At 69.9% G+C, this 22130-nt stretch carries 26 protein-coding genes and 1 tRNA gene; 18 read left to right on the forward strand and 9 right to left on the reverse strand.

Annotated elements, in window-relative coordinates; genetic code table 11:
- Nucleotides 1-457 precede the first annotated feature (457 nt).
- Nucleotides 458-1156, reverse strand: a complete 699-nt coding sequence (locus tag ACIQM0_RS00940; protein ID WP_401282044.1) for an HAD family hydrolase — start codon at nt 1154-1156, stop codon at nt 458-460.
- Complete coding sequence (locus ACIQM0_RS00945) at nt 1146-2012, reverse strand: GntR family transcriptional regulator (protein ID WP_401282047.1); 867 nt, start codon at nt 2010-2012, stop codon at nt 1146-1148. The genes ACIQM0_RS00940 and ACIQM0_RS00945 overlap by 11 nt, the downstream gene beginning before the upstream one ends.
- Nucleotides 2013-2140: 128 nt before the next feature.
- On the opposite strand from ACIQM0_RS00945, the gene ACIQM0_RS00950 reads away from it, so the two are divergent.
- From ACIQM0_RS00950 to ACIQM0_RS01010, 13 genes are all read left to right on the forward strand, one after another.
- Complete coding sequence (locus tag ACIQM0_RS00950) at nt 2141-2470, forward strand: hypothetical protein (RefSeq protein WP_037696826.1); 330 nt, start codon at nt 2141-2143, stop codon at nt 2468-2470.
- A gap of 2 nt (nt 2471-2472) precedes the next feature.
- Nucleotides 2473-3822 carry an FtsK/SpoIIIE domain-containing protein gene (locus ACIQM0_RS00955; protein ID WP_401282050.1) on the forward strand — a complete coding sequence of 450 codons (1350 nt, stop codon included), beginning with the start codon at nt 2473-2475 and terminating at the stop codon, nt 3820-3822.
- 85 nt (nt 3823-3907) lie between these two features.
- A complete protein-coding gene (locus ACIQM0_RS00960) occupies nt 3908-4096 on the forward strand; it encodes a hypothetical protein (RefSeq protein ID WP_401282053.1) in 189 nt (62 codons plus the stop codon).
- Nucleotides 4097-4179: 83 nt separating this feature from the next.
- Nucleotides 4180-4833: a DUF2637 domain-containing protein gene (locus ACIQM0_RS00965; RefSeq protein ID WP_401282056.1), complete on the forward strand. Its 654-nt coding sequence runs from the start codon at nt 4180-4182 to the stop codon at nt 4831-4833.
- A gap of 19 nt (nt 4834-4852) precedes the next feature.
- Nucleotides 4853-5038: a hypothetical protein gene (locus ACIQM0_RS00970; protein ID WP_401282058.1), complete on the forward strand. Its 186-nt coding sequence runs from the start codon at nt 4853-4855 to the stop codon at nt 5036-5038.
- 2 nt (nt 5039-5040) lie between these two features.
- Nucleotides 5041-5229 carry a mobile element transfer protein gene (locus ACIQM0_RS00975; RefSeq protein ID WP_401282061.1) on the forward strand — a complete coding sequence of 63 codons (189 nt, stop codon included), beginning with the start codon at nt 5041-5043 and terminating at the stop codon, nt 5227-5229.
- Between the two features lie 12 nt (nt 5230-5241).
- A complete protein-coding gene (locus ACIQM0_RS00980) occupies nt 5242-5577 on the forward strand; it encodes a SpdD protein (protein ID WP_401282063.1) in 336 nt (111 codons plus the stop codon).
- Nucleotides 5578-5670: 93 nt separating this feature from the next.
- Nucleotides 5671-5853, forward strand: a complete 183-nt coding sequence (locus ACIQM0_RS00985; protein WP_401282066.1) for a hypothetical protein — start codon at nt 5671-5673, stop codon at nt 5851-5853.
- Nucleotides 5854-5858: 5 nt separating this feature from the next.
- Complete coding sequence (locus ACIQM0_RS00990) at nt 5859-6029, forward strand: hypothetical protein (RefSeq protein WP_401282069.1); 171 nt, start codon at nt 5859-5861, stop codon at nt 6027-6029.
- Nucleotides 6026-6691, forward strand: coding sequence for a DNA cytosine methyltransferase (locus ACIQM0_RS00995; protein WP_401282072.1), 666 nt, complete (start codon nt 6026-6028; stop codon nt 6689-6691). Before ACIQM0_RS00990 ends, ACIQM0_RS00995 begins: the two co-directional genes overlap by 4 nt.
- A complete protein-coding gene (gene repSA, locus ACIQM0_RS01000) occupies nt 6688-8100 on the forward strand; it encodes a replication initiator protein RepSA (RefSeq protein WP_401282075.1) in 1413 nt (470 codons plus the stop codon). Before ACIQM0_RS00995 ends, repSA begins: the two co-directional genes overlap by 4 nt.
- Nucleotides 8097-8285 carry a helix-turn-helix domain-containing protein gene (locus ACIQM0_RS01005; RefSeq protein WP_030075792.1) on the forward strand — a complete coding sequence of 63 codons (189 nt, stop codon included), beginning with the start codon at nt 8097-8099 and terminating at the stop codon, nt 8283-8285. Before repSA ends, ACIQM0_RS01005 begins: the two co-directional genes overlap by 4 nt.
- Complete coding sequence (locus ACIQM0_RS01010) at nt 8285-9442, forward strand: tyrosine-type recombinase/integrase (RefSeq protein ID WP_401282078.1); 1158 nt, start codon at nt 8285-8287, stop codon at nt 9440-9442. Before ACIQM0_RS01005 ends, ACIQM0_RS01010 begins: the two co-directional genes overlap by 1 nt.
- A 68-nt stretch (nt 9443-9510) precedes the next feature.
- On the opposite strand, the gene ACIQM0_RS01015 is transcribed toward ACIQM0_RS01010, so the two are convergent.
- Nucleotides 9511-9585: transfer RNA gene (locus tag ACIQM0_RS01015), tRNA-Val, on the reverse strand.
- Between the two features lie 237 nt (nt 9586-9822).
- On the opposite strand from ACIQM0_RS01015, the gene ACIQM0_RS01020 reads away from it, so the two are divergent.
- The 4 genes from ACIQM0_RS01020 (at nt 9823) to ACIQM0_RS01035 (ending at nt 13199) form a co-directional block, all read left to right on the forward strand.
- A complete protein-coding gene (locus ACIQM0_RS01020; protein ID WP_401282081.1) occupies nt 9823-10611 on the forward strand; it encodes a DUF4097 family beta strand repeat-containing protein in 789 nt (262 codons plus the stop codon).
- 71 nt (nt 10612-10682) lie between these two features.
- On the forward strand, nt 10683-12086 hold the full coding sequence (locus ACIQM0_RS01025; RefSeq protein WP_401282084.1) for a hypothetical protein: 1404 nt from the start codon (nt 10683-10685) through the stop codon (nt 12084-12086).
- Between the two features lie 184 nt (nt 12087-12270).
- Nucleotides 12271-12873, forward strand: a complete 603-nt coding sequence (locus tag ACIQM0_RS01030; RefSeq protein ID WP_401282087.1) for a DUF4383 domain-containing protein — start codon at nt 12271-12273, stop codon at nt 12871-12873.
- A 107-nt stretch (nt 12874-12980) separates the two neighbouring features.
- Nucleotides 12981-13199, forward strand: coding sequence for a zinc ribbon domain-containing protein (locus ACIQM0_RS01035; RefSeq protein WP_306090845.1), 219 nt, complete (start codon nt 12981-12983; stop codon nt 13197-13199).
- 53 nt (nt 13200-13252) lie between these two features.
- Here ACIQM0_RS01035 and ACIQM0_RS01040 read toward each other — a convergent pair whose 3' ends face one another.
- The 4 genes from ACIQM0_RS01040 to ACIQM0_RS01055 all read right to left on the reverse strand — a co-directional run bounded on the left by ACIQM0_RS01040 (nt 13253) and on the right by ACIQM0_RS01055 (nt 18901).
- Complete coding sequence (locus ACIQM0_RS01040) at nt 13253-13912, reverse strand: O-methyltransferase (protein ID WP_363027190.1); 660 nt, start codon at nt 13910-13912, stop codon at nt 13253-13255.
- A gap of 140 nt (nt 13913-14052) precedes the next feature.
- On the reverse strand, nt 14053-14910 hold the full coding sequence (locus tag ACIQM0_RS01045; RefSeq protein ID WP_401282091.1) for an HAD family hydrolase: 858 nt from the start codon (nt 14908-14910) through the stop codon (nt 14053-14055).
- The gene (locus ACIQM0_RS01050) at nt 14907-17567 is read right to left on the reverse strand and encodes a phosphoribosyltransferase (RefSeq protein ID WP_401282094.1); all 2661 of its coding nucleotides are present in this window, start codon (nt 17565-17567) and stop codon (nt 14907-14909) included. Before ACIQM0_RS01050 ends, ACIQM0_RS01045 begins: the two co-directional genes overlap by 4 nt.
- A 170-nt stretch (nt 17568-17737) precedes the next feature.
- Nucleotides 17738-18901 (reverse strand): HpcH/HpaI aldolase/citrate lyase family protein, encoded by a 1164-nt coding sequence (locus tag ACIQM0_RS01055; protein ID WP_401282097.1) that lies wholly within the window; start codon nt 18899-18901, stop codon nt 17738-17740.
- Between the two features lie 221 nt (nt 18902-19122).
- Between ACIQM0_RS01055 and ACIQM0_RS01060 the strand changes: the two genes are divergently transcribed.
- The gene (locus tag ACIQM0_RS01060; RefSeq protein WP_401282099.1) at nt 19123-19962 is read left to right on the forward strand and encodes a TerD family protein; all 840 of its coding nucleotides are present in this window, start codon (nt 19123-19125) and stop codon (nt 19960-19962) included.
- Nucleotides 19963-20025: 63 nt separating this feature from the next.
- Here ACIQM0_RS01060 and ACIQM0_RS01065 read toward each other — a convergent pair whose 3' ends face one another.
- Both ACIQM0_RS01065 and ACIQM0_RS01070 read right to left on the reverse strand, forming a co-directional pair.
- On the reverse strand, nt 20026-20760 hold the full coding sequence (locus ACIQM0_RS01065) for a Tellurium resistance (RefSeq protein WP_401282102.1): 735 nt from the start codon (nt 20758-20760) through the stop codon (nt 20026-20028).
- Nucleotides 20761-20928: 168 nt separating this feature from the next.
- Entirely contained in the window at nt 20929-22083 is a 1155-nt protein-coding gene (locus tag ACIQM0_RS01070; protein ID WP_401282105.1) for a DUF475 domain-containing protein, read from the reverse strand.
- Nucleotides 22084-22130 lie beyond the last annotated feature (47 nt).

Below are 22130 nucleotides of genomic sequence, written 5' to 3' on the forward strand. Positions count from 1 at the left end.
TCTACCCACCACTCGCCCTGGCTCCCATCCCGTCCGCCTTCGACCCACACACCGTGGAGCGGGCGTGGTTCAGGGCGTCAAGGTGGAGCGCGCCACTGTACGAACGACCTTGACGCCCTGGGCCGCGACTGCTCGGCTCTGCCTGGGTCGAAGGTGGTCGGGATGGGAGCCCCACAACGCTCACCACGAATCCGCCGGCACCCGCGAACGGCGCCCCTCCCATCCCGGAGTCTGAGCGCCCCCGCCGGAGGCATGTCTTTGGCCCGCGGATCGGTCTCGACTCATGCCGTTCGGCCTATCCACTGCGGGCGCGCGTCGGCGGCGGCAGCGACGAGCGGGCCGAAGGCAGGAGCGCGGGAGCGGCCAGAGCCGGGAAGCGCGCCCGGCGGAGCGGAGCGCAGCCGGGGGCCTTGATGAGGTAGAGAAACCTGTAACAACTCCCGTGTGTGTCGGGCTGTCAGGTACTCGGCTGGGGGCGGATCGCGTCGGCGATAGCCTGCATGGAATCGGTGATCGCTTCGGCCCGTGCTTGGGCGAAAGCCTGGTGCTTGCGAACCTTGTTGGCGTAGCCGATGGCCGTGCTCCCGACTGCGTGAGCGGCCTGGATGTCCGTCAATGAGTCGCCGATCAAGGCGCACAGAGTGACGTCGACTCCGAGAAGTTCAGCCGCCGTGATGAGCGGATGCGGGTTCGGTTTCATGAGCTCCGGCTGAGCTCCGGGGCGCCCGATCACCTCAAGTACGTGCGCTGTCAGGCCATGCCTATCTAGAAACGCCTGGACGCACTCGGCGGAATTGTTACTCACCACCGCGATCTTTCGCCCCGAATCCCGAACGGCCTCCAGCGCAGCAACTGCCCCCGGCGTCGGATCCCCCGCCACTCCTACCGCTTCAACCTCGGCCGCGGTGAGAGCCCGCTCGACCTCCAACCCGATGCCGTTGTCGGCTTCGTGAGTGAGGCGTAGGACCTCAATCGGGTCATCGATACCGGACAGCTTCCCGCTGAGCGTTGGCTCACGCCTGGCTGCGAGTTCGGCCAAGTCTCGCGCCACTCGTCCCGCAGGGAGACCGGCGAACACGTCACAGATCGGCCCGTCGAAATCGAACAGCACTGCCGTGGTGTCCGCGAACGCTACGCTCAGCCTGTCAGTGTCCATCAAGGTCGTACCCCCTTGCGATGGTCTCCCACACACTGTCGAACCACATGCGGGCCTGCTCTACCTGCTGCGTCCCGCTGGATGACTCGTTGTCGTTGACGGAGTGGTGGAAGAGGACGGTATCCTTCCCGACCAGGTCGAAAATCTCGATGGCCTCACCTTGGGCCACGACCTTGTTGGGCTTGATCGGGTAGTAGCCGAAGAACGCGTCTTCTTGATTGACCACGTACAGCTTGAAGAACTGCGTCCCGCTGTGGACTCGCACCTCAACGCGTGTTTCCGGCACCAAGCCCAGGTGGCTGAGCTCGGACATGGAGTCACGGATACTGCGGGCGTAACCGACCATGATGTCGTGCATCCGGGCGCGCAGACGCTCGTCATCACCGCAGTCTTCGCGGCGGACCGGGGCGGCCTGCGGGACAGTCATGTCAGGGACGAGTATGCGAACCGTGATGCTCGTTGGAGTCAGCCTGCCGACTCGGATCTTGTCCATCGGCTCTTGCAGTGCGCCATGCAGCGTCTCGCTGGAGAAACCAGCAAAGTCGATCGTTACCGCGCTGCTGGAGAACGCCTGCTCGACGTAGGGCCGTAGCCCCGCCGGCCGTTCCGTCCGGTTGCGAACGAACACGCCGCTTCCCTTGCGCGACACCACCAAACCCTCATCTTCGAGGTCCCTCAATGCGCGCTGAATGGTGGCTCGGGCGAAGCCGTACATCTCCGTCAGGGCCTTGTGGGACGGCAGCTTTTCCCCCGGGCCGATCCTGCGCGTTCGGATAGCTGCCCCAAGGCTGCTCGCTACCTGCTCGTAGGGCGGTCGGTCGTCGTCGGGGTCGAGTGGCTCGGGGGCAAACGTCATGCACTCAATGTAGCGGCTGACTGCCGATGTCAGTCAGGACAGTCAGGTGTTGACATGGCTAGCCATGCTGCGTACGTTAGTCACGTAGCCATCAAGGCTAGCCAAGCCAGTCACATCTGGGAGTTCAAATGCCGTCGTTCAAGATCGATGTTTCGACCGCTGTCGTGTTCGTCGCGACGCCTCCGACTCCGAAGCTCGTGAGCAAGCAGACCGGCGAGATCGCGATGGACCGGGAGACCGGTGCCCCGCTCGCGACCGTGGGCCTGCTGATCTCGGACGACGGGGAGGGCAACCTCTACCAGGTGACCGTGCCGAGCACGGGTGTCCCGGAGAGCCTGGTTCCGGGTACGCCGGTCACGGTGATCGGGCTCAAGGCGCGGGACTGGGAGAACACCTTCAACGGGCAGACCCGGCACGGGATCAGCTTCCGCGCGGTAGCGATCACGGCGGGTGCCTGACCATGCCGGACCTGACCATGATGATCGAAGCGGCTGGGGCCTTATCGGCTGCCGGTGGCCTCGGTTACGCGAAGGCTCGCGCACCCCGCGTGTTCTGGTCGCTGGTCGGCCTGCCGGTCGCCCGGGTCCGGTTCGCAGCTACGTATCGCTCGACGATGGATGTGTGTGGGCTGACGGTTCAGCCGTCCAGGTTGCGGGCGTTCATGGTCCGCAACGTGGCCCGTCGCCAAGACGTGCAGCCGGTTCCCCCGAGTGTCCGCCGGGTCCGCGCCTCCTCGACCGGGATGCGGGCGATACTCCGCCTTCCGGCCGGCCTGGAGCCTGCGGACGTGGCTGCGGCCTCGGAACGGTTGCGGCATGCCTGGGGCGTCCACTCCGTGCACGTGGTGGAGGTCAAGCCCGGCTTCGTCGAACTCCGCATGACCGGGTACGACGTGCTGCGCCGGGTGAAGATGCCGCGCCGGCTGCCCCGCAAACTGTCCGGTCCGATGGTGGTGCCGGTGGCGTTGCGGGAGGACGGGACGGCGTTCGTCCGGGACTACAAGAAGATCCCGCACGGCCTGACCCTGGGTGCGAATCAGTCGGGCAAGTCGATGTATCAGCGCAATCTGATCGCCGGACTGGCGAAACTCCCGGTTGGGCTGGTGGGGATCGACTGCAAGCGCGGTGTGGAACAGCGGGGCTACGCACCCCGGCTTTCCGCGCTGGCGACCACCCCGGATGAAGCTTCCAGCCTGCTGGAAGTCCTCGTGCGGGAGATGGAAGAGCGCTTCGATATCCTGAGCGCCCACGGCGTATCCGACCTGTGGGACCTGCCGGTGAAGGTGCGGCCGGTGCCGTTGGTCGTCCTCGTCGACGAGGTGGCTGAGCTGTTCCTGACCGCCGCGAAGAAGGACGAGGAACGCCGCGATCAGATGGTGATGCACCTGGTCAGGCTCGCGCAGATGGCCCGTGCGGTCGGCATCTATCTGGAGGTCTGCGGGCAGCGCTTCGGCTCCGAACTCGGCAAGGGCGCAACGATGCTCCGTGCCCAGCTCACCGGCCGTGTGGTGCACCGCGTCAACGACAAGCAGACCGCCGATATGGGCCTGGGCGACATCGCTCCGGATGCGGTGTTCGCCGTGACCACGATCGCGCCGGACCGTCCCGGTGTCGCGGTGGCCGGCGACTCCTCCGGGGGCTGGTCCCGCATCCGCACCCCCGAAATGACCGCTGCTGAAGCGGTCGCGATCTGCCGCGAGTACGCGCACATGACCCCGGACATCGAGGCACTGGCCCCGTTCCGCCCGGTCGTCCGCACCACCCCGGCCCCGGCTGCGCCGCTGGCCAAGCCGGCCCCGGTCACCTCGTAACACCCCGTACTTCCCCCGGTTGGCGTGACCGTCTCGTGCCAGGTCCCTACCCCGCCCATGCCCGGAACCGAAAGGAACCACCGCCATGGCCACCACGAAACGGACCACCAAGCCCCCGCCCCTGCCCGCGGTTGAGCCGGCGCCCTGCAAGCCGTGTGGTGGGACCGGGAACGTCCCGACCACGGTCCGTGTCGGTCGCAAGCGCCGCCCGGTCGGCCAGCAGGACGGCCTGTGCCTCAACTGCTTCGGCTCCGGCAACGACCCGGACGCCTGACCCCCTTTCCGCTCCGGGTGCTGGGCGGTGAACCCCATATCCCGCCCGGCCCCGGCTCCACCACAGATTGGAGGTGAACCCCGATGTTCCGAACCATCCGCTTGGATGCCGTTCTGGTCCAGGCCGTGATCGCCGGTGCGCTGTCGTTCTCGCACCTGCATGACCTTGCAGAAGCGGCCGGACAGGATGGCTGGAAAGCCTGGGCCTACCCGATCAGCGTGGACCTGCTGCTGGTTGCCGCCTGGCGCCGGATGCGCACCCACGCCGACAACCGTCCGGCCTGGGTCTGGTTCGTCATCGCCCTGACCGCGTCCCTGGGCGCGAACATCGCGACCGCCGGGATGCTCGACCTCGGCGACGTCCCGCCCTGGCTCCGCATCCTCGTCGCGGGCTGGCCCGCCCTCGCCTTCCTCGGCGGAACACTCCTCGCCCACACCCCCGCCGCTCCGGCCGACGCTGAGACAGAGTCAGTCGCCGCACCGCTGGCCGCTCCGGTTCCCGACCCGGTCCCGGCCGTCACGGTCGAGCGCGCTCCCGAACCGGCGCCCGAACTCCCGCCCGCACCGGCCCCGTCTGCCGAGGTGGTTGCTGTTCCTCCGGCGCTACTCGATCACGCCCGGAAGGTCGCCGACACCCACCACGCCACGACCGGCACCCGGATCACCACCGAGACCCTGCGCGCCCGCCTCGGTGTCCCTGCCCCGCTCGCCGACGCCATCACTGCCCAACTCGCCTGACCAGAAAGGAACCCAGCGCATGACCCTGTTCAACTTCAACCGCCCCGCCGACTACATCGCCGCCGCCCGGGAGATGGCCGACGCCGGCCGCCCGACCCTCGCCCGACTGCTCGCCGAGGAAGCGGCCGACCGCACCACGGACCCGGCCGAAGCGGACCGCATCCGCAACGAGTTCCCCGGCAACAGCCTCCGCCAGGAGAGCTGACCATGCCGCGCCCGAACCGCTTCACCAACGTGATCCGCATCGGCCCCGTGCGGGTCGGCACCCACTACGACGGGCGGGGCCGGACCAAGCACACCGCCGCGTGCACCGCCCCCGGCTGCAACTTCTCCGCCGACTACCACGGCCGTCCCGCCGCCGAACTCGCCGCCCGTACCCACCGCTGCAACGCCTGAAAGGAGCAAGACATGTTCACCCCGAAATACCCGCACCCGGACACCCCGCCCACCGCGGCAACGTCCCTCGTCCCGCCGCTCACCGGGCTCGTGCACCCGCCGGCCTGCGACTGCCACCACACCCCGGCCACCCCGGTGACCCCTGCACCGGCCCCGGTGACCCGGTCCGCGGTACAGCTCACCCCGGGAACCCTCGCCGTTGCTGTCGCTGGCGGCACGGCCGTGGTCCTGGTCGTGGGTGCGGTCCTGGTCTCGATGCTCCTCGCGGTCGCGATCACCGCCGCATCCGTCGCGATCTGCGCGGTCGTCCTGCGTTCCTTGCTCAACAGCCACAACGCCCAGCGCTAACAGCCCCCGGGGCGGCATCGGTCGCCAAACTTCCGCCGCCCCGGGCGCCTTCCCACCTTCCAGATCACGCAGACCCGAAAGGGAGATCCCATCATGCCCGAGAACACCCTGCCCCGGCCGATCTGTGCCCACTGCGACGGCTTCCCCACCGTCGCCATCACCACCGGCCAGACCACCCCCGACGGCCACCGCGAGACCGTCACCGCGACCTGCCACCCCTGCAACGGCACCGGCCACACCGCCCCCGCCCGCGCCTACGCCCGTGCCGGGGTGTGATCCCCATGGCCTTCCTGGACTGGAGCGACAAGAAGCACTTCGACCCCACCGGCGACAAGCCGTGCGTGCTCTGCGACAAGCCCACCCCGCTGCGCTCGGACCGCGGCAAGCCCGTCCACAAGGTGTGCGCCGAGGACTGGATTGACAACCACCAGCCGAAGGAGAACGACCGGTGACGATCACCCTGAACACCCGCCCCCGGGTTCTCGACCTCTTCTGCTGCCAGGGCGGCGCCGGCATGGGCTACCACCGCGCCGGATTCGACGTCACCGGCATCGACTCCGCCCCGCAGCCCCGCTACCCCTTCCGCTTCATCCAGGCCAACGCGATCGATTACGTCCGCGAGCACGGAGCCGAGTTCGACTTCATCCACGCGTCCCCGCCGTGCCAGCGCTACAGCCGCGCCCAGAAGATCCAGCACCGCGAACACCCCGACCTGATCGCCCCCACCCGGGCCGCCCTCGAAGCAACCGGCCGCCCCTGGGTCATCGAGAACGTCGAAGAAGCCGCCCGGGAGCTGCGTGACCCGGTGACTTTGTGTGCTGCTGCGTTCGGGATGCGGACCTACCGCCACCGGCTCTTCGAGACCGGCGGCGGCTTCACCTTCGCCCCGCCCCTGCACCCCGCGCACTGGGCACCGCTGACCAAGATGGGCCGCCCCCGCGCCGCCGGGCACTTCGCCCACTACGTCGGCAACTTCTCCGGCGTCGCCGAAGCACGCACCGACATGGACGTCTCCTGGATGAACCGGGACGGCATCCGCGAATGCATCCCCCCGGCCTACACCCAGCACATCGCCGCCGCCCTCCTGGTCTCCCGGCTGGGGGTGGCTGCGTGACTGACACCGCCACCACGGCGGGCCTGGACCCGGCCACCCTCGCCGACGTGCTGAGGGTGGCCGGGTCCACCGGCTTCGACCGCTGGAACGAGCAAATCCGCCGCACCGGAGGATGCGCACAGCCCATCCACCTCACCGGAGCGACCAAGACCACCGACCGGGCCACCGGCACCCTGCTGCACCACTACACGACCGACACCGAGCCCGGCGGCCGGTTACGCATCGCCTGCGGCAACCGCCGCGCCTCCCGCTGCCCCGCCTGCGCCTGGACCTACGCCGGCGACACCTACCACCTCATCCGCGCCGGCCTCACCGGCGACCCGGCCAAAGGCACCCCACACACCATCCGCGACCACCCCCGCGTCTTCGCCACGCTCACCGCCCCGTCGTTCGGTCCCGTCCACAACCGGCCCGGGAACCGCGCCTGCCGCTGCGGCACCCACCACCCCGACAACGCCCCCGAACTCGGCACCCCGCTCGACCCGGACCGGTACGACTACGCCGGGGCCGTGCTGTGGAACAACCACGCCTCCGACCTGTGGCGCTACTTCACGATCTACCTCCGCCGCGAAATCGCCAAGCGTGTCGGCCTCACCCAAAAAGCAGCCCGCGAACAGTCCCGGCTCTCCTTCGGGAAAGTCGCCGAGTACCAAAAGCGCGGCGCGGTCCACTTCCACGCCGTGATCCGCTTCGACGGACCCGACGGCCCGGACTCACCACCCCCGACCTGGGCCACCCTCGACCTGCTCGACGACGCCATCCGCGCCGCGGCGGCCCGCGTGGAAGTTGTCGTGCCCCCGAACGAGGAAGCCGGGTTCCCCACGGCTTGGGTGCTGCGCTGGGGCACGCAACTGGACGTTCAGCCCATCGGCGCGTTCGGGAACGGCGAAGACCTCACCGAGCAAGCCGTGGCCTCCTACGTCGCCAAATACGCCACCAAAGCAGCCGAGACGACCGGCACCGTCGACCACCGGATCGGCAACAAGGAAGCGCTGATCCTCCTCGACGTCCCCGAACACCCGCGGCGACTGATCGAAGCGTGCCTCGATCTCCACCACGCCTACCCCGACCGCAAGCTCCGCGACTGGGCCCACATGCTCGGCTTCCGCGGCCACTTCTCCACCAAATCCCGCCGCTACTCCACCACCCTCGGAGCCCTCCGCCAGGTACGCGCCGACTACCGCGCGGCCCAGCAACGCACCGCGCTCGGCCTGCCTGACCCGGACGACCATCCCGAGGCGACCACCCTCACGCTCGCGCACTGGACCTACGCCGGCCACGGCCACACCCCCGGCGAATCCTGGCTCGCCGCCAACATCCACCGCGACATCCAACACAACCGCGACACCGCCCGCGAAGCACGCGCCGAACTCATGGACCAACTCGCTCTGGAAGGGGCCGACGCATGACCACCGCCACCGCCGAACTGCTCACCGTGCCCGAGGTCATGGCGCGGCTCAAGCTCGGACGCTCCACCGTCTACGACCTGATCCGCTCGCGCCGACTGACGTCGATCACCATCGGCCGGTCCCGCCGCATCCCCGCCGACGCCGTACGGGACTTCATCGTCAACGAGATCGAGGAGGCCGCCTGATGGCCACTCAGCGCAAGCGCAACCCGAATGGCGCGGGCACCATCACCAAGCGCAAGGATGGCCGCTTCCAGGCTGCGGTCTACGTGCTCCAGCCAGACGGCACCCGCGCCCGCAAGTTCGCCTACGGCAAGACCTGGACCGAGTGCGACGCCAAGCGCCGCGACCTGCTCGCCAAGGTGGACCAGGGCGTACCCGTGCCCACGCGGTCGGCCAAGCTCTCCGAGTGGCTGCCCTACTGGCTGGACAACATCATCAAGCCGCGCCGCAAGCGCACGACGTACGCCAAGTACGAGACGCACATCCGGCTCTACCTCGTGCCCATGCTCGGGTCCAAGCGCCTCGAATCTCTGAGCGTCGCCGACGTCCGGCGCTTCCTCGTCCGCCTGGAACAGCAGAGCACCGCAGCGACCGCGAAGGAGTCCCACCGTGTCCTTCGTACCGCTCTGACGGCCGCCTGCCGGGAAGAGCTCGTCATGCGGAACGTGGCCACGCTGGTGGAACCCCCCTCGGCCGCGGCACGGGACCTATCACCGTGGTCGCTCGACGAGACCCTGTCCTTCCTCACCGCAGCCCGAAAGGACCCGCTCTACGCTGCCTTCGTCCTCGCCATCGCGCTCGGCTTCCGCCGCGGTGAGATCGTCGGCCTTCGGTGGGAAAACGTGGACCTCGACAAGCGGGAGATCCGGGTTCGCACCCAGCGACAGCGTGTGCGCGGTGAGGCGTACGAGGACGATCCCAAGGGCCGTCGTAGGAAGCAGACGCTCCCCCTCCCCGCGCTCTGCGTTGCTCCGCTCCGCTGGGAACGTTTGCGGCAGGCTGCGCTTCGGGAAGCTGCCGGCGACAAGTGGGAGGAGACCGGATACGTCTTCACCACCCGCACCGGCCGGCCGATCGAGCCGCGCAACCTGTATCGCTCGTTCACCCGGGTCGCCGGAACTGCCGGGCTCCGAGTGATCCGGCTGCACGATGCCCGGCACGGCTGCGCAACGCTGCTGACCGCCGCCGGCGTCCCGCCTCGCGTCGTCATGGAGATCCTCGGGCACAGTCAGATCGCGGTCACGATGAACATCTATGCCCACGTCGTCCAGGACACTCAGCGGGAGGCCGTGAGTCACCTCGACCGCATGCTGAAGCGGCAGCGTCCCGACCGTGGATGACCGCGCCCGTTGATGTCAGAAGTAGATGTCAAAGGCCCCCAACCATGATCGGTTGGGGGCCTTCGCACTGGTGGGCGCGGGCAGTTTCGAACTGCCGACATCTGCTTTGTAAGAGCAGCGCTCTACCCCTGAGCTACGCACCCGTGGATGAGGCAACAGCGTACATGGACTACGCCCCCTGGTCACAAACGGTTGCCGACGGCAGCGGTCCGGGTGGGACGAGGTGGCGTGGGGCCGTCGAGGGGGTGCGGGAGGCGGGGGATATCCCCACCCCGCATACGGTAGCCGTCCTGATTCCCCCGGGTGCAGGCGCGCCCCTACCGTGAGCCGGAACGCTGAGCGGCGAACCGGCCGTCGCACGACCTGGGGGAACGATCACTGTGGCACTCCGTACCAGCGCCCGCACCCACGCCCGCGCCCGCACACTCATCGCGTCCGGCGGAGCGGTGGTTGCCGCTCTTGTGCTCACCGGCTGCGGCAGTTCGGACACCGACGACGCAACGGCCGAACACAAGGCGTTCGCGTTCAGTGGGAAGACGCTGACCATCGATGCGGCCAATACGACGCTGGAACTCGTGCCGGCCGATGTGAAGAAGGTCGAGGTGACCCGGCAGGTCGACGGGTGGGTGGTGTTCGGGAGCGGGCCCGACCCGCGCTGGGGGATGGAGGACGGCACGCTGACGCTGAAGGTGAAGTGCGATGCCTTGATCAGTGACTGTTCCTCCAGGCATCAGGTGAAGGTGCCCCGCGGGGTGGCGGTCACCGTGCGCGGGGACAACGGGCAGGTCGTGGCGTCGGGGTTCGACACCCCGCTCGACCTGCGCTCCGACAACGGCAAGGTGACCGTGCGCGACTCCAGCGGGCCGCTGAAGCTGAACAGCGACAACGGTGGCATCGTCGCCGAGGGGATCTCCGGCTCGTCCGTGCAGGCCGAATCGGACAACGGGCAGGTGCGGCTGGGGTTCACTGCCGTGCCGACGTTGGTGGACACGGTCAGTGACAACGGCAAGGTCACCATCGAGCTGCCGAGCGGCGGCGCCTCGTACGCGGTGAGCGCCAGGGCCGACAACGGGAACACATCGGTGAAGGTGCCGCGCAGCGACGACAGCACCCATGTCGTGAAGGCCCGCAGCAACAACGGCGAAGTCACGGTGCGAAGCGCGAACTAACCGGGCCGTGTGTTCGTCCTTACCAGGTGGGAGAATGTACCGGGCAGGGCGAATCGGCACGGGAGAGGGATGTGACGGCGACACACGCGAAGCCGCAGGCGAGAGCGGGCGCGAGTTCCGCCGTCAGAGACGTCAAAGACGCCCACGGTGTCCACGGTGTCCGTGATGTCGTCGTGTTGATGCTGCTGCCGGTGCCACTGCTCGCGGGCGCGCTCTCGGCGGCCTTCGCCGGCGGCGGCACGCGGCGCTGGTTCGGCGGGCGTGGCGAGGGTCAGCGGGCCGAGGCGCAGGCCGCGAAGGATGCCGCCGCCGAGGCCTTCTACGAGCTGGACACGGCCCAGCGCGATCTGCGGATCTCGATCGAGACGATCACCGCGGTCGACAGTTCCCCCGCCGCGCGCAAGGCCGTCGATGACTTCGCCGCGCTGGGGCGAAGCATCGATGCGGCCAGCAGCGCCTACATCACCGCCGTCGACGCGCACGATCTGGACCGCGACGACCTCGAACCGTCGATCGCCACACAGGCCAAGGCCCAGCTGTCCTCCGCCAAGAACGATCTCGTACGGGTCAAGGGCGAGCTGGACCGGTTCGCGGCCGGTCTCGGGCCGCTGCTCGGCAGCGCGGAGACCCAGCTCGCGCGGCTCGCGCCCGCTGTGGAGCGGGCGCGACAGGCGCTCCTGTCCGCGAGCAATGCTCTCGACGCGGTGCGGGAGTCCGGATTGCGAGCGGACGATCTCGCCGCGCGGCTCGCCGCCCTCGCCCCCGAGCTGACCAAGCTCAACCAGGGCGCAGGCCGGCACGGCGTGGCCGAGACCCTCCAGCGTGCCGATCAGGTGTTGCGCGATGCCGAGGCCGTACGGGCCGAGGCGGCCCAGTTGCCCGAGCGGGCCGCCGAGATCGATCGCCGGCTGGTGACGCTGCATACCCGCGCCCAGGCGCTGACGACCCGGTCCGCGTCCGTCGAGCCCGTGCTCAGCGAGCTGCGGCGACGGTTCTCTGCCGCCTGCTGGCAGGACCTCCAGCCCGTTCCGGAGCAGGCCGCGGTCAATGTCCGCCAGGCCGAGGAGAAGCTGAAGGAGGCCGCGAAGGCGCGCAGCGAGCAGCGCTGGGCCGATGCGACCTCCCGGCTGAGCACGGTACGGGCCCTGCTCAACGCCACGGACGAGGCGGTGTCCGCAGCCGGTGACCGGCTGCACCGGCTGAACGAGGTGGCCAAGGACCCGCAGCAGGAGATCCAGCGGACCCGTTTCGCGATCCGGGACGCCCAGCGGCTGGCCATGGCCGGGCGCAACACCCCCGAGCCGCGCCACGCCCGTCCGCTGGACGACGCGGTGGCCCGGCTCGACCAGGCCGTCACCGGTCTTGAGGGGCGCCATCCCGACTACTGGCACTTCCTGACCGTGACGGAGGGCGTACGGCAGACCGCCGCGCGCGTGGTCTCCGAGATCCGCGAGGAGCGCGGGGCCGGCACCTGAGCCGTCCCCCGCCGGGTCGCGCCGGGCCGCGCCGACGAGGGACAGCGCCCGGTCGGCTGCTGCGCCGGGCCGCCCGTGTCGGTATGCGTGCCCTCCACCGCGGACGCCGGTGCGGTGGGCGTCGGCGTGCGCCGCGCCCGTCGCCGAGCGATCCTGGTGGTACCTGCCTGAAGGAGGCGCGTTCATGGCCACCCACGTACTGCGTCCCGCCCGACGGCCCGCGGCTCACCGCAGGGCCACCCGGCTCGATCAGCATCTGCCCGTCGATCACCGGCTCAGCCGTGTCTACCAGGTGGGGGCCGGGCTGATGGGTCTGGTGCTGCTCGCCTTCGGCATTCTCGGGCTGATCGACAAGATCGGCTTCTTCGACACCGGCGGTGACACCGTCGCGGGTCTCAGCACCAACGGCGCGCTCAGTGTGCTGTCCATCTGCGTCGGGCTGCTGCTGTTCATCGGGATGGTGATCGGCGGCAACGTCGCCTCGACCCTCAACATGGTCATCGGCATCGTGTTCATCCTCAGCGGCTTCGTGAACCTCGCGCTGCTGGACACCGGGATGAACTTCCTCGCCTTCCAGATCCAGAACGTGCTGTTCAGCTTCGTCGTCGGGCTGCTGCTGATGATGTTCGGCATGTACGGCCGCGTCAGCGGCGGGCTCCCCCACGACAACCCGTACTGGCGGACCCGGCATCCCGAGGAAGCCGCGGAGGAGGCACGGCTCGGGCGGCGCAGGCAGGTCGAGGAGATGCCCGTCGTCGTCCCGCCGTCCGAAGGACGGCAGGTGTAGGGCCGCCCTCCCGCAGGTCCCTGCCTCTCCCCCTGCCTCTGCCTCTGCCCCGTCTCTCCTCTCTCTGCCTCTGACTGTGATGCGGTCCTGGCGGATAGCCTGGGGGCATGCCTCGTTACGAGTACCGCTGCCGCTCCTGCGGAGACACGTTCGAACTCAGCCGCCCGATGGCCGAGTCCTCAGCCCCCGCCTCCTGCCCTGCCGGGCACGAGGACACCGTGAAGCTTCTCTCCGCCGTCGCCGTCGGTGGCGCGGCCGGTTCCGCGCCCGCTCCGTCAGGCGGTGGCGGCGGTGGCGGTTGCTGCGGTGGAGGCTGCTGCGGCTGACCCCTCCCGGGCCGCACCCCGCGCCCCGGCGACACCGCGGCTGCGTGCCGTCGCTACCGCTTGCGCGACAGCGTCAGGCCGTCCGACACCGTGAGCAGCACGCTGTCCATCCGCGGGTCGGCGGACACGTGGTCGTTGAACTCCTTGATGGCCGCCGCTCCACCGGTCGCGTGCGCGTCGGTCACGCGGCCGTGGAACAGCACGTTGTCCGTGGTGATGACGCCGCCCTGGCGCATCCGGGGCACCAGTTCCTCCCAGTACGGGATGTAGTTGCCCTTGTCCGCGTCGAGGTAGGCGAAGTCGATGTGCGGTTCGGTCGGCATCGCCCGGAGGGTGTCGAGGGCGGGGGCGATCCGCAGGTCGATCCGGTCGGCGACGCCCGCCTTCTCCCAGGCCTCGCGGCCGTATGCCGTCCACTCCTCGGAGACGTCGCAGGCGATCAGCCGTCCGTCGGCGGGCAGGGCCTGGGCCATCGACAGGGCGGAGAAGCCGGTGAAGGTCCCGACCTCCACGATGTGACGGGCTCCGGTCAGCCGGACGAGGAAGGCCAGCAGCGGGCCCTGTTCCTCGGCCGACTGCATGCCCGCGTGGTCGGGGAGACGGGCGTACGTGGTCTCGACGAGCTCGCGCTGCACCGCGTCCAGCGGCGGGTTGTGCGCCAGCATGTACGCGTACAGCTCGTCCGTGATCTTGGTTTCGTTTCCCTTGGTCATCGCACAACTCCCTGGTCGTCGGCCGCGTTCTCCCCCGGCAGGCGAGAACGCGGCGACTGTAGCCGCCGGACACCGCCGGTTCGAGCGGATGCGGCGGCGCGCCGGGCGACGCGGCCCCTCCGCGCGCCGGCCCCGTTCCGTCAGGCGGCCTGGTGCAGGCCCGACGTGCGGAGGAGGCTCCGCAGGATCTCCTCGCCCGCGGCCACGCCCCGCTCGGCGGTCGCCACCACGTGCGGGGCGCTCCACTGCGCGTCGGCGAGTTCGCCGTGGCCGGGACGCCAGCCGTGGTCGGCGGCGAGCAGCAGATCTGCGTCCAGGAGGGAGTCACCGGCGGCGAGCGTGAGCGTGGCGCCCGTGCGACGGGCGACCTCGTGCATCGCTGCGCTCTTGGTGAGCGGACGCGGGACGGCGTAGATCTTGCGGCCCTGGAGCGAGACGGTCCAGCCGCGCGGCTCCGCCCACTCGGCCAGCTCCTGCCTCCAGTCCGGGGGCAGCAGTGCCCGGTCGACGACGAGGTAGGCGAAGAGGTCCTCCGCGACCCGCTCCTTGAGCAGCCAGGCGGGGTCGGCGGCGGATACGAGGTGGGCGCGGACCTCGGCGAGCGAGGCGCACTCGTCGGCCAGCCTGCGGGTCACCGTCCGCTGCCAGTCCGGGTCGGACTCGCCGTCCACGAGGATGTGTCCGCCGTTGGCGCAGATCGCGAACCGGGCCGCGGGTCCCGGGAGATGGATGCGGTGGTACTGCTCGCGGGTACGGGTGGTGGCCGGCACGAAGACGGTGGAGCGGGCCAGTTCGACGAGGAGCGCGGCGGCCGTCTCCGTGACGTACGAGAGCGGCTTGTGGTCGTACACCTCGACGCAGAGCAGCCGGGGCGCCTGCGCGTCCGGCATCGGGAGCTGGAGGGCGGCCGCCGAGTAGATCAGGGTGCGGTCGAGGTCACTGGCCACCAGCGTGACCGGCGTGGCCGGAGAGGCCGGAGAGGCCGCTTGGAACGTCACTTGGACTCCACCGCCTTGCCGTCCGCACCGGTCGCCCCGCGCGTGTACTTGGGGTGGATCAGCCCGACGCAGGTGTACGGGAGTGCGTCGACCTCCTCGACCGGTACGCCGCGCTGCCGCGCTAGCAGCCTGATGTGTTCCAGGTCCGCTCCGGCGCCGCGCTTCGCGAGGATCTTCCACGGGACCCGGCGCAGCAGGACCCGGGTCGTCTCTCCGACGCCCGGCTTGACCAGGTTCACGTCGTGGATGCCGTACTCCTCGCTGATGCGTTCCACCGCGGCCCAGCCCTCCCAGGTGGGCGCGCGGTCGGCGGCGAGCAGCTCCTTGACGTCGGCGTCGACCGCGTCCGTGACCTCGCCGAAGCGCTCGGCGACGGTGTCGAGGAAGTGGCCGGAGACATCCGATCCGGCGAGCTCGCGGTAGAACTTCGCGCCGTGGAAGTCCTCCGGACCGACCAGGTCGGAACGCAGGACCGTCCGGGAAATCAGGCCGGACACCGTGGAGTTGAGGCAGGCCGAGGGGATCAGGAAGTCCTCGCGCGTGCCGTACGTACGGACGCAGCCGCCGGGGTCGGCCAGGACCGCGATCTCCGGGTTGAAGCCCTCCGTTCCGTCGGAGTCCTCGAACTCGGCGACGGCGGCGGCCAGTTCGCGGGTGATGGCGCCCTTCCCCGTCCAGCCGTCGACGAACACGACGTCGGCCGGGTTGTGGTGGGCGGCCAGCCAGCGCAGGGCGTTGGCGTCGATGCCGCGGCCGCGCACGATCGAGACGGCGTAGTGCGGCAGGTCGACGCCGTGCCGGTGGCGGGCCCAGCGGCGCATCAGTACGCCGACGGGGGTGCCGGCGCGGGCCAGCGAGACCAGAACGGGGCGGGGGCCGCGCTCGGCGAGGACGGTCTCGGTGACGGCGCCGACGGCGCGGGCGATACGGGCGGCCGACAGGTCCAGCGCCGCCCTGAACAGGTCCTGGTACTGCTCGGACGGCTGGTACTCGACGGGCAGCGACTCGGCGTAGTGCGCGCCACCGCTCTGTATCGCCTCCTCGCGCTCCTCGGTGGGCGCCTCCAGCTCGGTGTCCGAGAGGTCCTGGAGCAGCCAGCCGACCTCGTCCGGCGCGTAGGAGGAGAAGGCGGGGCCGCGGAGGGGCTCGGGCAGCATGCGGGATTCTTCCTGGCGTTCGGGGGCGGCGACGGAGGCCTCGGGCCGGACGGCCGCCGCCGGTGTCGTGTCCGGGGTCGTGGCCGGCGGTATGTACGAGGGCACGACCGCGAGCAGGACCTGGGCGGTGTGCGGGGCGAGCCGCGCCAGCAGTCCGTCGGGGGCGTGCAGTTCGGGTGTGTCCGCGGTGGAGTCGACGACGGCCACAATGGCGTCGAAGCCGGCGCCCGCGACGTTGTACGCGTACCGGTCACCGGGGCCGTCCGCCGGGTCATCGTGGGCCGGGAAGACCAGCCGGGTGCGTATCGCGTAGCCCGGGTCGTCCACCGCGAGGACCGGGGAGCGGGTCGTGGTGGAGTAGCGGACCTCGGCGCCGATGCGGTCCTCCAGGGCGGTGGCCAGGCGCAGGGGTGCGTACATCAGCTCCTCGAAGCCGAGGACCAGCACGCGGCGCGCCCTGTCGTCCAGCGCCCCGTCGGGCAGTGTCCCGTCGTCCAGCGGCCCGTCCGGCAGCGCTGTGCCCTCTCCCCGTGCCCCCTGGCCCAGCGCCGCGACGATGCGGTCCGCCATGGCGGGGAGTGCCGCCTCCAGCCGGTCGCGGTGCGCGGGGGTGAAGCCGTGCCTGCCACCGTCGGGCACGCCGACGGGCCACCCCAGCTCCACCCGGGTGCAGGGACGGGCGTGGGGGTGGGGGTGGGGGTGGGGGCCGACACCGACAGTTGTCGCCTGCGCCTCCTGCGCCGCCTCCTCCGCCGCGACCAGCGCCTGCCCCTTCTCCAGGACGCCGTCCGGGAGGCGGACCGTGCCCGAGTTCCTCGCCACCAGGTCGATCCGGGCGCCGATCTCCGCCGCGAACTCGGCCAGCCGGCCGCGGTCGTCCGGCGAGCGCATGTCGACCAGGGCCACGATCACGTAGCGGTTCCGGGGGTAGCGCTCGTGCAGGGCGCGGATGGTGTTGAGGACGGTGTTGCCGGTGGAGAACTCGTCATCGACCAGCACCAGCACCGCGTCGGACGTGTGCGTCTCCCCGACGCCACCCGTCTCCCCCGCGTCGGCCGCGTCCCCGGCGTCTCCCGCCAGCAGGTCCGGGTCCTCCGGCAGGAGCAGGTGCGAGGTGGCGTGCGAGTGCGACTCCTCGAAGCCGCCCGCACGCGCCACGCCCTCCACGGGGCGGCGCGTCGAGTGGAGGTACGGTGCGGCGTCGAGCCCGTCGGCGACCGCGTGGCCGAGGCCGGTGGCCGTCTCCGCGTAGCCGAGCACGACCGCACGCCGCGTCGCGGCCTCCCCGAGCAGCTCCCGCACCCGGCGGCCGAGCTCGAATCCGGCGCCGTAGACGACCGAGGGGTACTGCGGCACATGCTTGCCGAGCACGTGGGACACGAGCAGATGCGCTCGCTTGGGGTTGCGCCGCAGGGCGAGGCCCAGCAGTTCCCGCAGCTCGCCGTCGCCCACGAGCTCGACGTCCAGCCGCTCCGCGACCCAGCTACCCGACCACACCACGTTCGCCGTCTCTTTCCTCAGCTGTGCGCCCGCTCATCGGGTCGCACTCGGGGTCACGCCCGTCCGGACACCGTCGCCGGAGCAGCGCCACCAGAGCACCGCGCCGGAGCACCGCCGCAGAAGCAGCGCGACCGGAACACCGTCACCGCTCCAGCCTCACCCGAACGGGCTCATTCCGCGAGGCTCGCGGCCAGCAGTTCCACGAAGCCGACGTCTTCCCGCGCCACCCCGAAGACCTCGGCGCGCTGGAGGGTCCGCTCGGCCCAGGCCCGGTGCGGCTTCACTTCGTTCATCTTGTTCGTGTACGAGGAACGCAGCACGCCACCGCCGCCGCTCTCCGGCCGCAGGATGTCCTGGGCGTCGCTGAACTCCTCGTGACTGACCACCGACAGCGCGTGCACGGGCGCGACGTGCGAGGGGTGGATGCAGGTCTTGCCGAGCAGGCCGTTGGCCCGGTCGAGCTCGATCTCCCGCAGCAGGCCGTCCAGGTCGTGCTCGATCAGCGCGGTGCGCAGTTCTTCGGCCCGGCCCTCCAGGAAGGGGCTGCGGCGCAGCTGTGGCTTGAACATGCGCTCCTGGAGTCGGAAGTACTCCCACACCGGTCCGGTGATCGTGAAGCCGGTGCCGTCGGCCCGGCCCAGCACGTTGACCACGTCGGCGATGACGTCCCCGACGATCCGGACGTCGTACGCCGTCATATCGGGCGGCCTGCGCAGTCCGTACGCCGAGCAGAAGTCGGTGACGCCGAGCCGCAGCGCGAGGACGCGGTCCCGGTACGCGTCGACGGTGGTGGCGATCTTCTGGAGGACCTCCTGCCGGGTCTCCAGATGGAGCAGCTCGGGCGATTCCAGTACGGGCATGGCGAAGAGCCGTCGGCCGCCGTCGCTCTCGGCCTTCGTGAGCGCCTCCATGAAGGGCACGCCGCGCTCCTGCGTGAACTTCGGAAGTACAAAACCGGACAACAACCGGGCGGAATCGCCGAGCCGGCGCACCAGGTCCGTGATCTGGTGCGGTTCCCGGACCCGGATGAAGAGCAGCGGGAGCTCGCCGCCGCGCGCATCGAGTTGGGCGAACTGTCCGACCAGGTTCTCCTCGGCGCCCGCCACCTCGGAGTCGTCGATCGAATCCTCCAAGCACAGCACCATGGAGACGACGCCCCGGCCGGCCTGCTTGATGACGTCGTCGGCGAGTGCCGGCCGGGTGGCGGGGCTGTAGAGGGTGGCTCCCAGAGCGGCCGAGAGGACTCGGGCCGGTGCGTCGGCGTCGAAGTCGCACGGCTGCTGGAAGAACAGGTCGTCTCTGACAGTGGGCGCAATATGCCCGAAATGACGCATCTAAATCCCCCCGCGCTACCTGCTCGATCGGACAACGTGTGGCCGGTAATAGTACGTACGGACGGGTGTCGGCAGTTCCCTGGGCGCATGAATTCCGGGTAACTCGTCCATTTAGCGACGGTTCCGAGGGGTACTGACGCGGCACCTCCGGCCCTCCGCCACGACACGGCTCGCGACCCCCAGCGTTGTCCGCGGGGCAGCCAGCAGGCAGGATGACCGCCATGACGCACGCGATGGTGAAAGGTTCGAACGTCCCACTCGACGCCATGGCCGTACGGGCCGTGCTGCGCTGGACCCCGGGGGCCGGGGTTCCGGACGTGGACGCCTCGGCCCTGCTGCTCGGCTCCGGCGGCCGCGTGCGCTCGGACGAGGACTTCGTCTTCTACAACCAGCCCCGTCATCCCTCCGGCCTGGTGCGGCGACTGCCGAAGCGGAGCCTGGCCGAGGGGCTGACGGACACCATCGAGGCCGATCTGAACGCGCTCGACCCCTCGGTCGACCAGGTGGTCATCGCCGCGTCCTCCGACGGAGCCGCCTTCGAGCACGTGCACGACCTGTGCATCATGCTCTTCGACGCGGCCGCGGCGGGCGGCGAACCGCTCGCCGTGTTCGAGGTACGGCCGGAGACCGGCGAGGAAACCGCGATCATCTGCGGCGAGCTGTACCGGCGCGGGGACAGCTGGAAGTTCCGGGCCGTGGGGCAGGGCTACCCGACCGGTCTCGTCGGACTCGCGACCGCGTTCGGCATCTCGGTCGACGAGGCGGAGGCCGCGGCCGAGCCCGACCCGGCGCCACTGCCGCCCGCGCCGGCGTTCCCGCCCGCACCGGCTCCCGGGCCCGACTCGCAGATCACGGTGCAGCACCAGCAGCCCGCGTACGGCTATCCGCAGCCCGCCGTGGCCCCGCCCCCCGCACCGGCGCCGCAGCCCGCCTACGGCTACCCCCAGCCGGCCTCCGCGCAGCCCGCCTACGGCTATCCGCAGCCCGCGGCGGCGGCCGCGTACGCGCCGGACCCGAATTTCGTCCTGCCGCCGCAGGGGCCGCAGTTCATACGCCCCTGACCCACCGCGTCCGGCCCACCGCGCATCCGGCCCACCGCGTCCGCTCCGGCGCATCCGGACCCGCTACGCGCGGGACTTGTAGCCGCGTCCCCACTGCATCCCGTAGCCGTACAGCCGGTCCAGCTCCGACTGGAAGCCGTACACGAACTTCACCTCGCGCCGCACGATCAGTTCGCCCTTGACGTTCTCCACCGTGAACACGGCGCACGAGCGGGCCTCCGGGGCCCGTTCGTCCAGCTCGATCTCGATGCGCGGCCCGTTGCCCGGGTAGAGCGTGATCTTGGCGTGCGTGCGGTCGAAGGCCGGCGTCTGGTCGTAGATGTAGACGAAGCACAGCAGCCGCTTGATCTGGTCGCGCTGGTCGAGGTTGACGTAGAGCGTCTCGCCGGACGGCGCCCCGAAGCGGTCGTCCCCGCTGAGCCTTATGTAGGGCGGCCCGTTCAGATCGCCGAGCAGGTTGCCCAGCGGCTGTACGACGCCCTTGGTGCCGTCCGCCAGCTCGTACATGCAGCCCAGGTCCAGGTCGACGTTGACCACGCCCTGGGTGTGCGCCTGGACCACGTCGGGCTTGAAGAGCTTGAACGGCCGCAGCAGCCGGCCGCTCTGCGACGACCGGCCCTCGATGTCGGAGGTGCGCATCCGCCAGGAGAGGTTGACCCGGAGGTTGCCCGTCAGCGCGCCCTGTTTGGTCAGCGAGACCGTGGCGTGCCGCTTGGAGAGCACGATGGAATTGGTGGCCGCGCTGCCCGACTCGAACTGCGCTTCCCGCTTCGGCCACAGGTTGTCCCAGAACGCCATCCCCAACCCCCACACATATCGGCCCCGCATATCGGCCCCGCACCCGTCGCATGAGGCACACACGACGCACGCACCGCTGCGGGGCGGCTCCGGGCCGGGTCCGGGTGTTCCCGAGGACCTTTACCGTACGAGCCGCCCCGCAGAGAGCGTTCCTCATTCCCTACCGGGTCACACCCCGGCGGACACTTCCGACGGGGAACCGCCGTCCCCGCCGCCCTTCCCGCCGCCTTCGGCCTCCAGGGCCTTGTTGCGCCGGACCGACGACCAGAACGACCAGGCGATCAGGATGACGCCGACGAGACCGGTGATGATCTCGTTGATCTGGTACTGGATCGTGACGAGCAGGATGACAGCCAGCGCGCCGATCGCATAGTGCGCGCCGTGCTCCAGGTAGACGTAGTCGTCCAGGGTGCCCTGGCGGACCAGGTAGACCGTGAGCGAACGGACGTACATGGCACCGATACCGAGGCCCAGCGCCATCAGCACGATCTCGTTGGTGATGGCGAAGGCGCCGATCACGCCGTCGAACGAGAAGGACGCGTCGAGCACTTCCAGGTAGAGGAACATGAAGAACGCGGCCTTGCCGGAGAGTGCGACCGCGGAGAGTTTCTTGCCGGTCTGCTTGGCCTGCTCCTCCTCCTCGTGCTCGCGTTCCTCCTCCTCTTCGAGTTTGTTCTCGAAGTAGCCGGAGAGTCCGCCGACGATGAGGTAGGTGATCAGACCCGCGATACCCGCGAGCATGACCGTCTCCGCCTTGTCCGCGTGTCCGCCGCCGTGCTGATGCGCGTTGGCCGCGAACGTCAGGGCCGAGACCAGCAGGACGATCAGCGCGATGCAGACCGACAGCATGTCGACCTTGCCGAGCTTGGCGAGCGGGCGCTCGATCCAGCGCAGCCACTGGATGTCACGGTCCTCGAAAATGAAGTCGAGGAAGATCATCAGCAGGAACATCCCACCGAAGGAAGCGATCGCCGGGTGGGCGTCCGTGACCAGTTCCTTGTAGCGGTCCGGGTCGTTGAAGGAAAGATCAACAGCCTCGATCGGGCCCAGCTTGGCAGTGATGGCCACGATCACGACGGGGAACACCAGTCGCATACCGAAGACCGCGATGAGCACACCGACCGTGAGGAAGATCTTCTGCCAGAAGGCACTCATCTTCTTCAGGATTCCGGCGTTGACCACCGCGTTGTCGAAGGACAGCGAGATCTCCAGGACGGAGAGGATCGCCACGACTCCGAAGGCCTCCCACCCCCCGTAGAACCACGCTGCGACCAGGCCGATCGCGGTAATCGCGAACGACCAGCCGAAGGTTTTCAGAAGCACTGGCTACCCCATCAGTTATTTAACGGGTCTCCCCCGGTGAGTACGGG

The organism is Streptomyces sp. NPDC091387, from assembly GCF_044756945.1.
Classification (GTDB): domain Bacteria; phylum Actinomycetota; class Actinomycetes; order Streptomycetales; family Streptomycetaceae; genus Streptomyces.

Bases quoted from the DNA above. Each gene is read 5' to 3' on its own strand.
- ACIQM0_RS00940 (WP_401282044.1), bottom strand. From the start codon at position 1,156: ATGGACACTGACAGGCTGAGCGTAGCGTTCGCGGACACCACGGCAGTG.
- ACIQM0_RS00945 (WP_401282047.1), bottom strand. From the start codon at position 2,012: ATGACGTTTGCCCCCGAGCCACTCGACCCCGACGACGACCGACCGCCC.
- ACIQM0_RS00950 (WP_037696826.1), top strand. From the start codon at position 2,141: ATGCCGTCGTTCAAGATCGATGTTTCGACCGCTGTCGTGTTCGTCGCG.
- ACIQM0_RS00955 (WP_401282050.1), top strand. From the start codon at position 2,473: ATGCCGGACCTGACCATGATGATCGAAGCGGCTGGGGCCTTATCGGCT.
- ACIQM0_RS00960 (WP_401282053.1), top strand. From the start codon at position 3,908: ATGGCCACCACGAAACGGACCACCAAGCCCCCGCCCCTGCCCGCGGTT.
- ACIQM0_RS00965 (WP_401282056.1), top strand. From the start codon at position 4,180: ATGTTCCGAACCATCCGCTTGGATGCCGTTCTGGTCCAGGCCGTGATC.
- ACIQM0_RS00970 (WP_401282058.1), top strand. From the start codon at position 4,853: ATGACCCTGTTCAACTTCAACCGCCCCGCCGACTACATCGCCGCCGCC.
- ACIQM0_RS00975 (WP_401282061.1), top strand. From the start codon at position 5,041: ATGCCGCGCCCGAACCGCTTCACCAACGTGATCCGCATCGGCCCCGTG.
- ACIQM0_RS00980 (WP_401282063.1), top strand. From the start codon at position 5,242: ATGTTCACCCCGAAATACCCGCACCCGGACACCCCGCCCACCGCGGCA.
- ACIQM0_RS00985 (WP_401282066.1), top strand. From the start codon at position 5,671: ATGCCCGAGAACACCCTGCCCCGGCCGATCTGTGCCCACTGCGACGGC.
- ACIQM0_RS00990 (WP_401282069.1), top strand. From the start codon at position 5,859: ATGGCCTTCCTGGACTGGAGCGACAAGAAGCACTTCGACCCCACCGGC.
- ACIQM0_RS01005 (WP_030075792.1), top strand. From the start codon at position 8,097: ATGACCACCGCCACCGCCGAACTGCTCACCGTGCCCGAGGTCATGGCG.
- ACIQM0_RS01010 (WP_401282078.1), top strand. From the start codon at position 8,285: ATGGCCACTCAGCGCAAGCGCAACCCGAATGGCGCGGGCACCATCACC.
- ACIQM0_RS01030 (WP_401282087.1), top strand. From the start codon at position 12,271: ATGGCCACCCACGTACTGCGTCCCGCCCGACGGCCCGCGGCTCACCGC.
- ACIQM0_RS01035 (WP_306090845.1), top strand. From the start codon at position 12,981: ATGCCTCGTTACGAGTACCGCTGCCGCTCCTGCGGAGACACGTTCGAA.
- ACIQM0_RS01040 (WP_363027190.1), bottom strand. From the start codon at position 13,912: ATGACCAAGGGAAACGAAACCAAGATCACGGACGAGCTGTACGCGTAC.
- ACIQM0_RS01055 (WP_401282097.1), bottom strand. From the start codon at position 18,901: ATGCGTCATTTCGGGCATATTGCGCCCACTGTCAGAGACGACCTGTTC.
- ACIQM0_RS01060 (WP_401282099.1), top strand. From the start codon at position 19,123: ATGACGCACGCGATGGTGAAAGGTTCGAACGTCCCACTCGACGCCATG.
- ACIQM0_RS01065 (WP_401282102.1), bottom strand. From the start codon at position 20,760: ATGGCGTTCTGGGACAACCTGTGGCCGAAGCGGGAAGCGCAGTTCGAG.